Consider the following 12,197-nt stretch of genomic DNA (forward strand, 5'->3'; position numbering starts at 1 on the left):
CTTCTACCACCCTCACTTTTATAATTTTATTTTTTTCTCTATCTCTTTTAAAATCATCTCACCTTTTATATTCTTCATACAATTAAAGTGATGTTTAGGGCAAACTTTATCTCCATGTAAACTGCAAGGAGCACAACTTTCACCACTATAAATTAATGTATCATCTTCTCCAAAGTCAAACATTCCTGGACTTGTAGGTCCAAATATAACAAAGGTTTTACATTTAACCCCTCTAGCTATATGAAACGGTCCTGAATCATTAGTGACTAAAAATTTAGCTCTACTTAATAAAGCCCCACTCTCTTTAAGTGATAACTTTCCAGCTAAATTTATTGTGTGCCCACCACTGATCTCATTGATCTTATTACAAACTTCTATATCCTCTTTTCCACCTATGAGAACAGTTTCCTTTCCATATTTTTCAAAAATAAGTTTAGCTAGAGTTCCAAACCCTTCAGGAGTCCATTTTTTTGTATTTTTTGATGCTCCAGGAGCCATTACTGGTAGATCAACATATTCATTAAACTTCTCTTCTATTCCATTAGGAAAAGAAAAAGTTAGATCTTCCCCTTTATACTCCAATCCAAAATCTTTAAATGCACCAAAATAATTTTTTACTATAGTATCATCTACTTCATATTTTATCAATCTTAATTTAACTAAAAGTGTTTTCCACCAACTTCTTTTTTTATATCTATAACATTTAATCCCTAAATGTTTAGATATAACCTTTGATCTCAGCTTTGAATGAAGATCAAAAACATAATCATATCCATTTTCTCTTAATTTTTCTGCAAAGATCTTCATATTTTTTAATCCATCATTCTCTTTTTTATTAAAAAGAATTAGATTATCTATATATGGTAATCCCTCTATTGCAGCTTTAAATTTATCCAATACAAGAAAATCTATAGTTGCCTCTGGATACTTTTCCTTAAAAGCTTTTAATACAGGTGTAGTCAATATTATATCCCCTATTGAACTAAGCCTTATAACTAATATTTTCACTTCTTTTTTCTCCTAATACTTTTTATTTTAGCTAAAAAAGTTAAATAGTTTCTTAATCCCTTTGCTCCCTTATAATATATGCTCTCTTTATCATAATCTATCTCTTGAGGGCAGCTCTCCTCTAGATACATAAATTCAAAAGCTCTTCCAAATCCTCCATATTTATTCCAAAGAAGTTTTGTATCAATAAGATATACCTTTTCTCCTTTTATAAGGAAATTATTCATATGTGAGTCTCCATGCAGATAACCTAAGCTATGTATCTTTTTTAACTCTGACATTATTAATTTTATATCTTTAAAGCTACTCTCTCTACCATCTATATACCCATAGATCAGATAAGAATCATATACTACTAAGCCTTTTTTCTTCTCCACAGCTAAATATGGAACTGCTCCATTAAGTCCTACTTCTCTAATCTTTTCTATATTTTCAAATTCTCTCTTACTTTCACTACCTCTAAAAATAGATAAAAACCTCTGCCATTTTCTACTATTTTTCTCTATCGGTCTTTTATAAATATATTTTTCCCCTTGAATTTCTATTAGTGCTACATAACTTCTCTGATCATCTTTTAAAACTTTTAGCAGTTTATATCTATTATTTTCAATTAAATCAAAAAATTCTAAACTTTTTTCATCATTAAAATATAAATATGTATTTCCTCTTCTTACTTTTTTCATATCTATTCTCTTCCAATAGTTTTATAAATCTCATCTAAAATAAGTTCTGGCTTTATATCTACCATACATTTAAAATGTTTCTCTGGACACTTATCCCCACCATGTAGCGAACATGGTCTACACTTTAACTCTTCCCTTTGAAAAACTACACTATTTTTTGACCAAGGGAAAAATCCTAACTCTTTTACAGTTGGACCAAATATAGCAAGAATTTTTACATTTTTCCATGCTGATGCTATATGGATTGGAGAAGAATCATTAGTTACTATTAACTCTGCTCTTCTTATTAATTCAGCTAATTCTAAAAGTGTTGTTTTCCCTCTAAAATCAACTATATTTCCTCCAGTTTCTATATTTAAGGCTCTCTCTTCATTTCCTCCTACAACAGCTAAGATAATATCTTCTCTATTTTTTAGTTCTTTTAATACTTCGTTGAAATATTCTAAAGGCCATTTTTTAGTAAACCATTTACTTCCTGGAGCTATAACAACTATCTTTTTATCTCCATACCCTTTTAACATCTCATCAACTTTTTCAATATCTTTAATATTTGGATATAATTCTATCTCATATCTTTTATCTGTATCTTTAGAGATAAAAGATAGAAGTTTTTCAACCTCATGCTTTTTCTTATCATACTCAATCTTCTCTGTATAAAGAAATGATAGATCAGCAGTTTTATATCCTTTTCTCACTGGGGAACCTGTAAGCCATGAGAGAATTGAACTTCTCATATATCTATGTGGTGTTATAACCAAATTAAAATTTTCATACTTCAATCTTTTTCCTAATTGATATATTCCTAATATCCCCTTATGCTTTCCTCTCTTATCATACTCAATAATCTCACTTATGTTTGGGTTATTTCTTAAAATTGCTGCTCCTGCTGGAGTTGTAACATAGGTAATATCACTATTTGGATATACATCTTTTATCTTTCTTAACAAAGGAGTTGATAAAACTATATCCCCTATAAATGCTGTATGTATAACTAATATCCTAATTTTTACCACCCTCTTCAAGCTTTAAAGCTCTTTCTAAAGCAAGTATCAAATCTAACTCCATATCTCTATCATAAGTATCAAAATAAGGGTTTTTATAATCTTCTTTTGGATTATCTTTATCTGGAACTAAATAATAAACTTTATCATCTCCTAAAACTCCCCATCTTGTAATGCTTTGAGTTTTCTTATTAGGATAGATAGCAACTATTCTCTTTTTTAATGCTCCTGCCATATGTGTTGGTCCTGTTGATGCTCCTAAATATACATCACATCTATCTATAATAGCAGCTATATTTAAAAGATCCCCACCATTAGCGTATAGATATACTCCCATTGAGTTAGCCTCTTTTATTAGTTTTAATCCTCTCTCCTCATCAGATATGTGGCAAGTTATAATTACATTCACATCTCTATTTCTCTTCTTAAAATTCTTTATAAGTCTAGCATACTCTTCATCTTTAATATTTTTAGCAGATCCACCTATAAAAGGATTTATTACTATACTTTGTCCCTTTATGTTATTAGTTTTAAAGAACATTTCTACTGCTTGTCTATGCTTATCCTCTATATAGATTTTTGTCTCTAATTCATACTCTTTTTGAAATAGATTTGGATCTAATTGTTTGATTAAATCTAAATTATATTTTCCCTCATTTTTTTCTGATTTAGATCTCTTTTGCCAAACACCTTTATTGTAAGTGAAAAAAGATGATAATTTAGACAATGGTCCTATCTTTATCTTAGCTTTACTCGCTCTTGCTAATTTTGCCACAAACGAATCATTATACAGTGCTATAAACACATCTGCTTTAAAATAAGCTATCTTGTCTATTAACTCATTTTGTGAGTAATCATCTATCTTAATTATCCTATCTACATATGGTAAATTCTTTACAATCTCATAGTTATATTTTCTTACTAATACTACTAATTCAGCTTGTGGATACATCTTTTTTACCATAAAAAAACTTGGAATAGAAAGTATCAAATCCCCTATTTTATCTGTTCTCGATACTATTATTCTTTTAATCTCCATTCTTTGCTCCCTTTTTATCATCTATATAACTTCCATTTCTATAGATCTCTCTCAATTTAAAATATTTTACCATTGAATATAACGAACTTGTTGAAGCTAATAGAAATCCTTCTACTCCATCTAAAAATCCCAGTCTTATTATATACATTCTAATAAATTTATATAATGGGTTAAAAGCTATTTGAAATATACTAGCCTTTTTTCCTTTTTTATAATATTCTAATGCTCCTTCAGTTGTATATCTATTGAATTTACTAAAATAATCTTCTAAAGTCAAATAGCTATGATGATATATATCCTCTTTTATCTGATATACTTTTTCATCTGTTACAAAACTTTCATGTACTGTATTATCATTAAATTTTCCTGCTCCCTTTAAGAACAATCTTACAGCATATGAAGTTCCCCAACCACCATGTTTTATTTTTTTTCCAAAACATACTGATAATCTATTTATCTCATAAACTTTTTTACTTTCATCATTGCTTTCTATTATCTCTTTTATCTTTTCTTTTAACTGTGGAGATAGCTCCTCATCAGCATCAACTGCCAATATCCACTTTCCGCTACAATTATCTATTGCAACATTTCTTTGCTTTCCATAACCTAACCATTTTTGATTAATAAATTTAGCCTTATATTTATCTGCTATCTCTTTTGTTCTATCTGTTGATCCACTATCAACTATTACAATCTCATCACATATATCCTCTAAAGCTTTTAAAGTTCTATCTAAATTTTTCTCTTCATTAAAAGTCATTATTGCAGCTGATAGTTTCATCCAACTTCCTCCCTATTTTTCATCTCAATATTATAATTATATCAAAAATCATGGGATTTTCCTATATAAATAAATCCTTTAATTTTACAAAAAATAGAAAAAGATGAACCGGCCAAGTTCATCTTTTTCCATAAAAATATTTAGGGTTAGACTACAACATATGAATCTAAAAAGTGGGGTTTAAAAAAATTATTTGGAATATGGTGCCTAGAAAAGGATTCGAACCTTCGACCGTACGGGTATGAACCGTATGCTCTAGCCAACTGAGCTATCTAGGCATATGATTACTAATAGTACACTATTTTTTTTAGATTGTCAATATTTTTTTGCAATTACGTTAAAAAAAGACACACTATTTTAAGTGTGTCTTTTTACAGTACGTTAACTTCTACTTTTTCTATTAGATAGCTTCGAATTCATCTGTTCCAACAGAGCATAGAGGACATACCCAATCTTCTGGTAAATCTTCAAATGCTGTTCCTGCTGCTACTCCGTTATCTGGATCTCCGATTTCTGGATCATATACATATCCGCATACTTTACATTCATATTTTTTCATCTTAATTTTCCTCCTGTTTTGGTATAAAATTTATTTTTAATTTGCTATTTTGCTAAAAAATCATCTTTTCCTGCAGAACATAGTGGACATACCCAATCTTCTGGTAAATCTTCAAACGCTGTTCCTGCTGCTATTCCATTATCTGGATCTCCGATTTCTGGATCATATATATATCCACAAACTTCGCATTCATATTTTCTCATTGAAATTGCCTCCTATCTGTTTTTCCATAAACCATGAATATTACAATATTCTCTTGCTACAACATCTTTTCCTTTAGCAATTTCAAAGAAAGCTTCAGGTTCATCTCCAGGGTTTAAATATTTTCTATAAAGTTTATCTCCATCTATTATAAGTTCTATAAATTCAATATAGTGTGCTTCAAGCATTGGATGTTTTGCCTCTTTACCAACTTTTACTAAGTAACCATTTTCTCTTTCTTCAACATAAGGAACATGTTTTTCAGTTGCTGCATCTTGAGTTTTTGCCTCTAATACTTCAACTTCTGGTTTTGCTACTCCACACTCTTTACCAAGTGATACAATTTCCATTATCATTCCACACTCTTTACATTTTAAAAGATCATTTTTGTTCATAAAAGCACCTCCATGTTATATTTGCTATACACTATTTATTCAAGCAGTCTTGACAAATTCCTTTAAAATAAAGGTGTTGTTCCTTTATCTCAAAATTTTCAAGATTCTTTGTATCTAGCAATCTTTTATCTACATCTATATCGAAAATCTTTCCACACTTTTCACATTTAAAATGCCCATGGACATTCATTGTAGCATCATATCTTGTTTCATTTTCTTCTATTACTAAGATATTAGCTATTTTTTTCTCTATGAATAAATTTAATGTATTATAAACTGTTGTTTTAGATAAAGTAGGAATCTCTGTACATAGAGCTTTATATATCATATCCACTGTTGGATGATTTTTATTTTTTTGTAAATATTGAAATACTTTCATTCTTTGATATGAAGGCTTTATAGAATGTTCTTTTAAATATTCACCTATATCCATTATCTCTAAGCTCATTTTCAACCTCCTTGTTTCTAAATTCAAAATTGTAATGATTATATATTTAATAATATAATGAATTTCAAATTATGTCAAGTTAGTTTTTTATTAATTATATAGTTTTTTTCATAAGATATCTATGTATACCTTCTCCATACTCATTTTCTTGGTATTCTACTATTGAGTATCCAAAATGTTTATACATATTAATAGCAATTTCATTTTCTGGATCAACAGTAAGATATATTTCATTATATCCTTTATTTTTTAAATATTTTTCACTCTCTGCCATTATTCTATTGGCATTTCCTTGATTTCTATATTTTTTCAAAGTACAAATTCCATATAAAAAAACTTCTTTCTTATCAAAACATTGCATATATTCAATAATAGATATTATTTTATTATCTTCTTCCAATACAAAAACTTTTCCATATCTTAAAAGAGCTTTTAAAATCCAAAGATCAACTCCACCTTTTCCTCCAAAAGCTTCCTCTTCTAATTCAACTATTTCCTTTATCAATGGTAAATCTGCCCTGTTTAATTCTTTAAAATCCATTTTTTCCTCCAAAATATCAATCAATAATTTACTTCTGATAGATATAGTCCAAAGGGATCTGCAACCTTTTTTATATATTTTTTTTCTGGATTATTTAACATATCTATTAGATAGTTTTTATCTCTGTTACCAAAATAAATTTCTAAAGCTGTTCCTATCATTATTCTAATTTGAGACTTTAAAAAAGAGTTTCCTCTTATCTCAACAATTAATTTTTGATCTTCTTCAAAAAGCTCTATACTATATATCTCTCTTATAGAGGTTTTACTTCCACAATCACTCATTCTAAAATTATTAAAATCATGTACTCCTATTAAAGGTTTCATAATCTCAAAAAATCTATCTTTTTCTATTTTTTTATTTACATATGTTGTATATCTACTTTCAAAAGGATTTCTTTTCCAAGTCATAATATATCTATATGCTCTACTCTTAGGTAAAAATCTTGAATTAAATTCTAAATCTACCTCTTCTATATCTAATAACTCTATATCTAAAGGTAGTCCTCTATTTAAAGCATATCTCATTCTATCTAAAGGTATTGGTGAAGAGGTAAAGAAATTTGAAACTTGTATTAAAGCATGTACCCCTCTATCTGTTCTACCTGAAGATACCATATTTATCTCCTCTTTTAATAAGATATTTAGAAGTTTTTCTATCTCTCCTTGAACTGTTCTTTTTTCTGGCTGTCTTTGAGATCCATAAAACATACTGCCATCATATCTATATGTTATCTTTATATTTCTCATTTTTCCTCACATTCTCTATACATGAATATAAAAAAAAGAGATTCTGTAGAATCTCTTGTTAGCTTATTGGTGCGAAGAGAGAGACTTGAACTCTCACGTCTGGGACACTAGATCCTAAGTCTAGCGCGTCTGCCAATTCCGCCATCCTCGCACGATGGTGCGTCATACAGGATTTGAACCTGTGGCAACACGATTAAAAGTCGTGTGCTCTACCAACTGAGCTAATGACGCATTATTAAATTTTATGGGGTGACTGACGAGGCTCGAACTCGCGACAACCAGTGCCACAAACTGGCGCTCTACCAACTGAACTACAGTCACCATATCTCTGTAATTTTAGATAGTGGCGTGTCTGAAGGGATTCGAACCCCTGACCCACGCCTTAGAAGGGCGTTGCTCTATCCAGCTGAGCTACAGACACACTCAGTAAAAGTCTTTTGGAGCGGGAAACGAGGTTCGAACTCGCGACATTCAGCTTGGAAGGCTGACGCTCTACCAACTGAGCTATTCCCGCATAATGGTCGGAATAGCAAGATTCGAACTTGCGGCCCTCTGCTCCCAAGGCAGATGCGCTACCGGACTGCGCTATATTCCGACGCCTTTTCTCTCAAGACAAGAATGATTATATCATTTATCCCACTTTGTGTCAACACTTTTTTTTATTTTTTTTAAAAAATTTTAAATTTTATTTTTTAATAATTCAAAACGTTCTTTATTTCTATATAAAATTGTGATTGTTTTTTAAAAAATTTAATATATAATATAACTATAAAGAAGGATTTTTATCTTTTTTTTAGAAAATACAACTAAAATCTTATTTTTTTAAATAAAATTTTAAAAGGAGGTTTCACTATGAACAACAAAAAAATAATATCTGGTCTTTTACTTGCTTTAACTCTTGCTGGTTGTACATCTTCACCTTTTCTTGATGAAACTGGATCTGTAAATAGCAAAACTAAAGGAACTGCTGGTGGAGCTGCTGCTGGAGCACTTCTTGGACAAATTATAGGTAAAGATACTAAAGGAACTCTTATTGGGGCTGGAATTGGTGCTTTAGCTGGTCTTGGTTGGGGAGCTTATAGAGATCGTCAAGAACAAGAACTAAGAGAACGTCTAAAAAATACTGAAGTAGAAGTTAACCAAAAAGGTGAAAATCTAAATCTTTCTCTTCCTGGTGGAGTAACTTTTGCTACTGACAGTGCTAAAATTGTTCCTAGCTTCTATGGACCATTAAACTCTATTGCAACTGTTTTAGTAAACTATCCTGAAACTAGAGTTATTGTAAATGGATATACAGATAATACAGGTTCTGATGAATACAATCTAACTCTTTCTGAAAAAAGAGCTGCTAGTGTTAGAAATTACCTTATCCAACAAGGAGTTTCAAGCAGAAGAATATCTTCTATAGGATATGGAGAAGAATATCCTAGAGCTACTAACAGTACTGCAAGTGGAAGAGCTCAAAATAGAAGAGTTGAAATTGAAATATTACCTATGCAATAATAAAAAAAGTTCCAGCTATATGCTGGAATTTTTTATTTAGTGATAAAATTTTTTAAATGATTTTGTAAAAACTCTTCTCCATCATTAAATCCATGGTGATACTCTTTTAATAATTTCTCTTTTTTTCTTTCAAATCTATCTATTAATAGAGGAGTTTTAGGAGCTATTACAAAGGCTTTTCCCTCTTTTTCTAGTTCTTTTATTCTCTCTTGATTTTCTAAATAAACCTCATGATGTCTTTTTAGAAGTTCTACCATAGCTGGATATTTTCTCATAATCAATGAACAAAAACCTTGCATTTTTAATGGTGGTTTAATAAAATTTCTATCTCTAGTTAAAACTACTATAAGCTTATCACATCCATCTTTTAGTGCTTCATCTACTGGAATAGGACTTGAAGTCCCTCCATCAAAATACTCTCTTCCTCTATAAACAACAGCTTTAGATACAAGAGGAATTGAAGCTGAAGCTTTTAATACTGTAGCTCCATCATTTAAGGAGTCTTTTCCATAAAAAACTGCTTTTCCTGTTAAAGCATCTGTAACTCCTACTTTAAAATCACAAGGATTTTCAAAAAATGCTTTGTAATCAAAAGGTTCATCAGTTGCTGGAACTTCATTAAAAATAAAATCCATTCCAAAAAGTGATCCTTGAGTTAAAAGATTATATAAACTCAAATATCTTTTATCATTAATATAATTAGTATTTATTCTCAATGATCTACCTTTTTGCCTAGATATAAAAGAAACTCCATTAGAAGCTCCCGCTGAAACTCCTATAAGATAATCAGGCATAAAATTATTTTTTTCAAAGGCATCTAATACTCCTACTGTATAGATACCTCTCATTCCCCCACCTTCTAAAACTACTCCTATTTTCATAATATCACCTTTATAAAAAACTGCACTTAGTTATAAGTGCAGTTAAAATCATTATTTTATTTTTGAGCATGCATCATTTAATGCTTGAATAAATCCTTCTGAAGAGTAAGTAGCTCCTGCTACTACATCAACATCTATACTTTGAGTATTTTTTACTTTTGTTACAAGTTCATCTAATGCTGGTCCAGCTATAGCTTCAGTATCCCCATGAGTGTATTTTATATCAGAGATTCTTAATTCTCCTTTACTGTTTTTCTTAGCCATAATTTCTACTGTAATTTCGCTGTCAAACCCATCTCCTACACCTGTATATAGTTTAGGTCCGTTAGCTTTTTCAACAAAAATACATGCTAACCCTACAATAATAAACCCAATTACACAATATTTTCTTATTTTTTCAATTTCCATCTTTTCACCCTCATCTTTTAAAATATCACTCATTATATTTTAAAGTAATTATCAAATTTTTTCAATAGTTTTTATTATTTTTTGTTATTTTGTGCTATTTTATTGTTTTTTATGTCGTTTTTAAAATTATATGTACTATTATTATTCAAAAATTTATTTGACTTTTACTACAAAATAAATTATATTAGTAGTATTAACTACACTATAATATTTTTTAGTGAAAACTATATTAAAACATTAAGGAGAGTGTTCTATTATGTCAGAAGGAAATTCTAAACAAACTAGTGGTTTTTTAGGAAAAGTTGCAATAATTGCTAATAAATTACCACATCCAGTTACTATTTTCATTATTTTTTCTATCGTTATTGCTATTTTATCAGTAATTTTATCTAAAATGGGAGTTTCTGTTGAAATTGAAGCTATCAATCGTTCTACAAAACAGATAGAACTTCAAACTTTCGCAGTAAAAAATCTACTTGATGCTGAAGGAATTAGATGGATTTTTGAATCAGCAGTTAAAAATTTTATCTTATTTGAGCCTTTAGGAATAGTTTTATTCTTCTCTCTATTCTTTAACTTTCTAAATGAAGTGGGACTTTTCCCTAGTTTCTTAAAAAAAGCTATGAAAAAAATAAATGGAAAATATGTTTCTTACTTTATAGCTTTCCTTGGAGTAAACTCTTCATTTGCTGGAGATATTGGATATGTTCTTGTTATTCCGATTGCTGGAATTTTATATAAACAATTAAAAAGAAATCCTATTGCTGGTATCCTATTGGGATTTAGTTCAACTTCTGCAGGATTTGCTGCTTGTTTAGTTTCAATAGATGCTCTACTTGGAGGGCTTTCTACTGCTGCTATTAGCATTGTAGACCCTACTTATATAGTAACTCCTCTAGCTAACTCTATATTTATGTTCTTCTTTACTTTCTTTGTAACTTTTATTATTGCTTTTGTTAATGATAAATTTATTGAACCTAAATTAAATCTTTTCTTCAATGATACTATTGAAGATATAGAAAACTCTACTGAAGATGAAACAAATATTACTCCTGAAGAAAATAAAGGTTTAAAATATGCTGGAATTGGTTTTATAGTTTCTTTTGCTATAATTGGATTACTTTCTGTACCTTCTTGGGGACCTTTAAGAAATCCTGATACTGGAAAATTACTATTAGGTTGGAGTCCATTACTAGCAGCTATTGTTCCTGTTATCTGCTTTATTTTCTTTATCCCTGGACTTTTCTATGGAATAGGTGCTGGAAAAATTAAAAACGATAAAGATCTTATGAGTTTATTATTTAAAGCTTTAGATGGATTTGGAGCATTTATAGTACTTTGTTTCTTCTCTTCAATATTTATATCTTGGTTTGCTTATACTCAACTTGGTACAATAATTGCTGCTGAAGGTGGAAAATTTTTAGCTAGAATAGGTTTAAAAGGTATTCCTTTAGTTATTGCATTTATTTTCTTCTGTGCTTTTGCTAACTTATTTATAGGATCTATGACAAGTAAATATGTTCTTTTAGCTCCTATTTTCTTACCTATGTTGTACAAAATGGGAATCTCTCCTGAACTTGCTCAATTAGCTTATAGACTTGGAGATTCTTCTACAAATGTAATATCTCCTCTAATGAGTTATTTTGCTTTAATATTACTTTACTGTGGAAAATACAATAAAAGATTTGGTTTAGGAGATCTTATAACATATATGATTCCACATGCTATAACTATACTTGTTTCTAGTATAATTTTCTTTGTTATTTGGTTATCACTAAATTTACCTATAGGTTTTGGAACAACTAACTTCCTATAACCTATTTCCCTAAAAAGAAAAATCCCCCTTAGAGATAAGGGGGATTTTCTTAACTATATATTAAAACATCTTGGGGAAAGATTTTATACTGTTATGATAACAATAAATTGTGACTTTAGTGTGAACTTTCTAAGACATATTTTTCTTATATTATATTTCAACAAAAAATAGAAAAAATCCCTTT

15 protein-coding genes and 7 tRNA genes are annotated in these 12,197 nt (G+C 29.5%); 2 read left to right on the forward strand and 20 right to left on the reverse strand.

What is annotated here, in order from left to right; translation table 11 throughout:
- Positions 1–18: 18 nt before the first annotated feature.
- The 18 genes from I6E31_03875 to I6E31_03960 all read right to left on the reverse strand — a co-directional run bounded on the left by I6E31_03875 (position 19) and on the right by I6E31_03960 (position 8,000).
- The gene (locus tag I6E31_03875) at positions 19–1,008 is read right to left on the reverse strand and encodes a glycosyltransferase family 9 protein (protein ID MCF2639112.1); all 990 of its coding nucleotides are present in this window, start codon (positions 1,006–1,008) and stop codon (positions 19–21) included.
- Positions 1,005–1,691: a lipopolysaccharide biosynthesis protein gene (locus I6E31_03880; protein MCF2639113.1), complete on the reverse strand. Its 687-nt coding sequence runs from the start codon at positions 1,689–1,691 to the stop codon at positions 1,005–1,007. Before I6E31_03880 ends, I6E31_03875 begins: the two co-directional genes overlap by 4 nt.
- 2 nt (positions 1,692–1,693) lie before the next feature.
- Positions 1,694–2,713 carry a glycosyltransferase family 9 protein gene (locus I6E31_03885; protein MCF2639114.1) on the reverse strand — a complete coding sequence of 340 codons (1,020 nt, stop codon included), beginning with the start codon at positions 2,711–2,713 and terminating at the stop codon, positions 1,694–1,696.
- Positions 2,691–3,731, reverse strand: a complete 1,041-nt coding sequence (locus I6E31_03890; protein ID MCF2639115.1) for a glycosyltransferase family 9 protein — start codon at positions 3,729–3,731, stop codon at positions 2,691–2,693. Before I6E31_03890 ends, I6E31_03885 begins: the two co-directional genes overlap by 23 nt.
- On the reverse strand, positions 3,721–4,512 hold the full coding sequence (locus tag I6E31_03895) for a glycosyltransferase family 2 protein (GenBank protein ID MCF2639116.1): 792 nt from the start codon (positions 4,510–4,512) through the stop codon (positions 3,721–3,723). Before I6E31_03895 ends, I6E31_03890 begins: the two co-directional genes overlap by 11 nt.
- Positions 4,513–4,713: 201 nt before the next feature.
- Positions 4,714–4,790, reverse strand: a tRNA-Met gene (locus tag I6E31_03900).
- A gap of 122 nt (positions 4,791–4,912) precedes the next feature.
- Entirely contained in the window at positions 4,913–5,071 is a 159-nt protein-coding gene (locus tag I6E31_03905) for a rubredoxin (GenBank protein ID MCF2639117.1), read from the reverse strand.
- Between the two features lie 44 nt (positions 5,072–5,115).
- A complete protein-coding gene (locus I6E31_03910) occupies positions 5,116–5,274 on the reverse strand; it encodes a rubredoxin (protein MCF2639118.1) in 159 nt (52 codons plus the stop codon).
- 12 nt (positions 5,275–5,286) lie between these two features.
- Positions 5,287–5,667: a desulfoferrodoxin gene (locus I6E31_03915; GenBank protein ID MCF2639119.1), complete on the reverse strand. Its 381-nt coding sequence runs from the start codon at positions 5,665–5,667 to the stop codon at positions 5,287–5,289.
- Positions 5,668–5,698: 31 nt separating this feature from the next.
- Positions 5,699–6,115, reverse strand: a complete 417-nt coding sequence (locus I6E31_03920) for a transcriptional repressor (GenBank protein ID MCF2639120.1) — start codon at positions 6,113–6,115, stop codon at positions 5,699–5,701.
- 94 nt (positions 6,116–6,209) lie between these two features.
- Complete coding sequence (locus I6E31_03925) at positions 6,210–6,656, reverse strand: GNAT family N-acetyltransferase (GenBank protein ID MCF2639121.1); 447 nt, start codon at positions 6,654–6,656, stop codon at positions 6,210–6,212.
- Positions 6,657–6,676: 20 nt separating this feature from the next.
- Entirely contained in the window at positions 6,677–7,405 is a 729-nt protein-coding gene (gene truA, locus I6E31_03930) for a tRNA pseudouridine(38-40) synthase TruA (GenBank protein ID MCF2639122.1), read from the reverse strand.
- Between the two features lie 67 nt (positions 7,406–7,472).
- Positions 7,473–7,556 (reverse strand) — tRNA-Leu (locus tag I6E31_03935).
- Positions 7,557–7,560: 4 nt separating this feature from the next.
- Positions 7,561–7,636 (reverse strand) — tRNA-Lys (locus I6E31_03940).
- 14 nt (positions 7,637–7,650) lie between these two features.
- Positions 7,651–7,726 (reverse strand) — tRNA-His (locus I6E31_03945).
- Positions 7,727–7,749: 23 nt separating this feature from the next.
- Positions 7,750–7,826: transfer RNA gene (locus I6E31_03950), tRNA-Arg, on the reverse strand.
- A 17-nt stretch (positions 7,827–7,843) separates the two neighbouring features.
- Positions 7,844–7,919, reverse strand: a tRNA-Gly gene (locus I6E31_03955).
- A gap of 4 nt (positions 7,920–7,923) precedes the next feature.
- Positions 7,924–8,000: transfer RNA gene (locus tag I6E31_03960), tRNA-Pro, on the reverse strand.
- Positions 8,001–8,257: 257 nt separating this feature from the next.
- Between I6E31_03960 and I6E31_03965 the strand changes: the two genes are divergently transcribed.
- Entirely contained in the window at positions 8,258–8,908 is a 651-nt protein-coding gene (locus I6E31_03965) for an OmpA family protein (protein MCF2639123.1), read from the forward strand.
- Positions 8,909–8,940: 32 nt separating this feature from the next.
- Here I6E31_03965 and I6E31_03970 read toward each other — a convergent pair whose 3' ends face one another.
- Together I6E31_03970 and I6E31_03975 are read right to left on the reverse strand one after the other, a co-directional pair.
- Positions 8,941–9,789, reverse strand: coding sequence for a patatin family protein (locus I6E31_03970; protein ID MCF2639124.1), 849 nt, complete (start codon positions 9,787–9,789; stop codon positions 8,941–8,943).
- Positions 9,790–9,840: 51 nt separating this feature from the next.
- Complete coding sequence (locus I6E31_03975) at positions 9,841–10,197, reverse strand: FMN-binding protein (GenBank protein MCF2639125.1); 357 nt, start codon at positions 10,195–10,197, stop codon at positions 9,841–9,843.
- A gap of 256 nt (positions 10,198–10,453) precedes the next feature.
- Here I6E31_03975 and I6E31_03980 point away from each other — a divergent pair, with 256 nt between their 5' ends.
- The gene (locus tag I6E31_03980) at positions 10,454–12,013 is read left to right on the forward strand and encodes an AbgT family transporter (GenBank protein ID MCF2639126.1); all 1,560 of its coding nucleotides are present in this window, start codon (positions 10,454–10,456) and stop codon (positions 12,011–12,013) included.
- The last annotated feature ends 184 nt before the right edge of the window (positions 12,014–12,197 follow it).

Source organism: Fusobacterium varium, assembly GCA_021531615.1.
GTDB classification, from domain to species: Bacteria; Fusobacteriota; Fusobacteriia; order Fusobacteriales; family Fusobacteriaceae; genus Fusobacterium_A; species Fusobacterium_A varium_C.

Excerpts from the sequence above, each read along its gene's own strand:
- I6E31_03880 (MCF2639113.1), bottom strand. The coding sequence starts at position 1,691 with ATGAAAAAAGTAAGAAGAGGAAATACATATTTATATTTTAATGATGAA.
- I6E31_03970 (MCF2639124.1), bottom strand. The coding sequence starts at position 9,789 with ATGAAAATAGGAGTAGTTTTAGAAGGTGGGGGAATGAGAGGTATCTAT.
- I6E31_03905 (MCF2639117.1), bottom strand. The coding sequence starts at position 5,071 with ATGAAAAAATATGAATGTAAAGTATGCGGATATGTATATGATCCAGAA.
- I6E31_03915 (MCF2639119.1), bottom strand. The coding sequence starts at position 5,667 with ATGAACAAAAATGATCTTTTAAAATGTAAAGAGTGTGGAATGATAATG.
- I6E31_03965 (MCF2639123.1), top strand. The coding sequence starts at position 8,258 with ATGAACAACAAAAAAATAATATCTGGTCTTTTACTTGCTTTAACTCTT.
- I6E31_03910 (MCF2639118.1), bottom strand. The coding sequence starts at position 5,274 with ATGAGAAAATATGAATGCGAAGTTTGTGGATATATATATGATCCAGAA.
- I6E31_03895 (MCF2639116.1), bottom strand. The coding sequence starts at position 4,512 with ATGAAACTATCAGCTGCAATAATGACTTTTAATGAAGAGAAAAATTTA.
- I6E31_03920 (MCF2639120.1), bottom strand. The coding sequence starts at position 6,115 with ATGAGCTTAGAGATAATGGATATAGGTGAATATTTAAAAGAACATTCT.
- truA (MCF2639122.1), bottom strand. The coding sequence starts at position 7,405 with ATGAGAAATATAAAGATAACATATAGATATGATGGCAGTATGTTTTAT.
- I6E31_03975 (MCF2639125.1), bottom strand. The coding sequence starts at position 10,197 with ATGGAAATTGAAAAAATAAGAAAATATTGTGTAATTGGGTTTATTATT.
- I6E31_03890 (MCF2639115.1), bottom strand. The coding sequence starts at position 3,731 with ATGGAGATTAAAAGAATAATAGTATCGAGAACAGATAAAATAGGGGAT.
- I6E31_03980 (MCF2639126.1), top strand. The coding sequence starts at position 10,454 with ATGTCAGAAGGAAATTCTAAACAAACTAGTGGTTTTTTAGGAAAAGTT.
- I6E31_03925 (MCF2639121.1), bottom strand. The coding sequence starts at position 6,656 with ATGGATTTTAAAGAATTAAACAGGGCAGATTTACCATTGATAAAGGAA.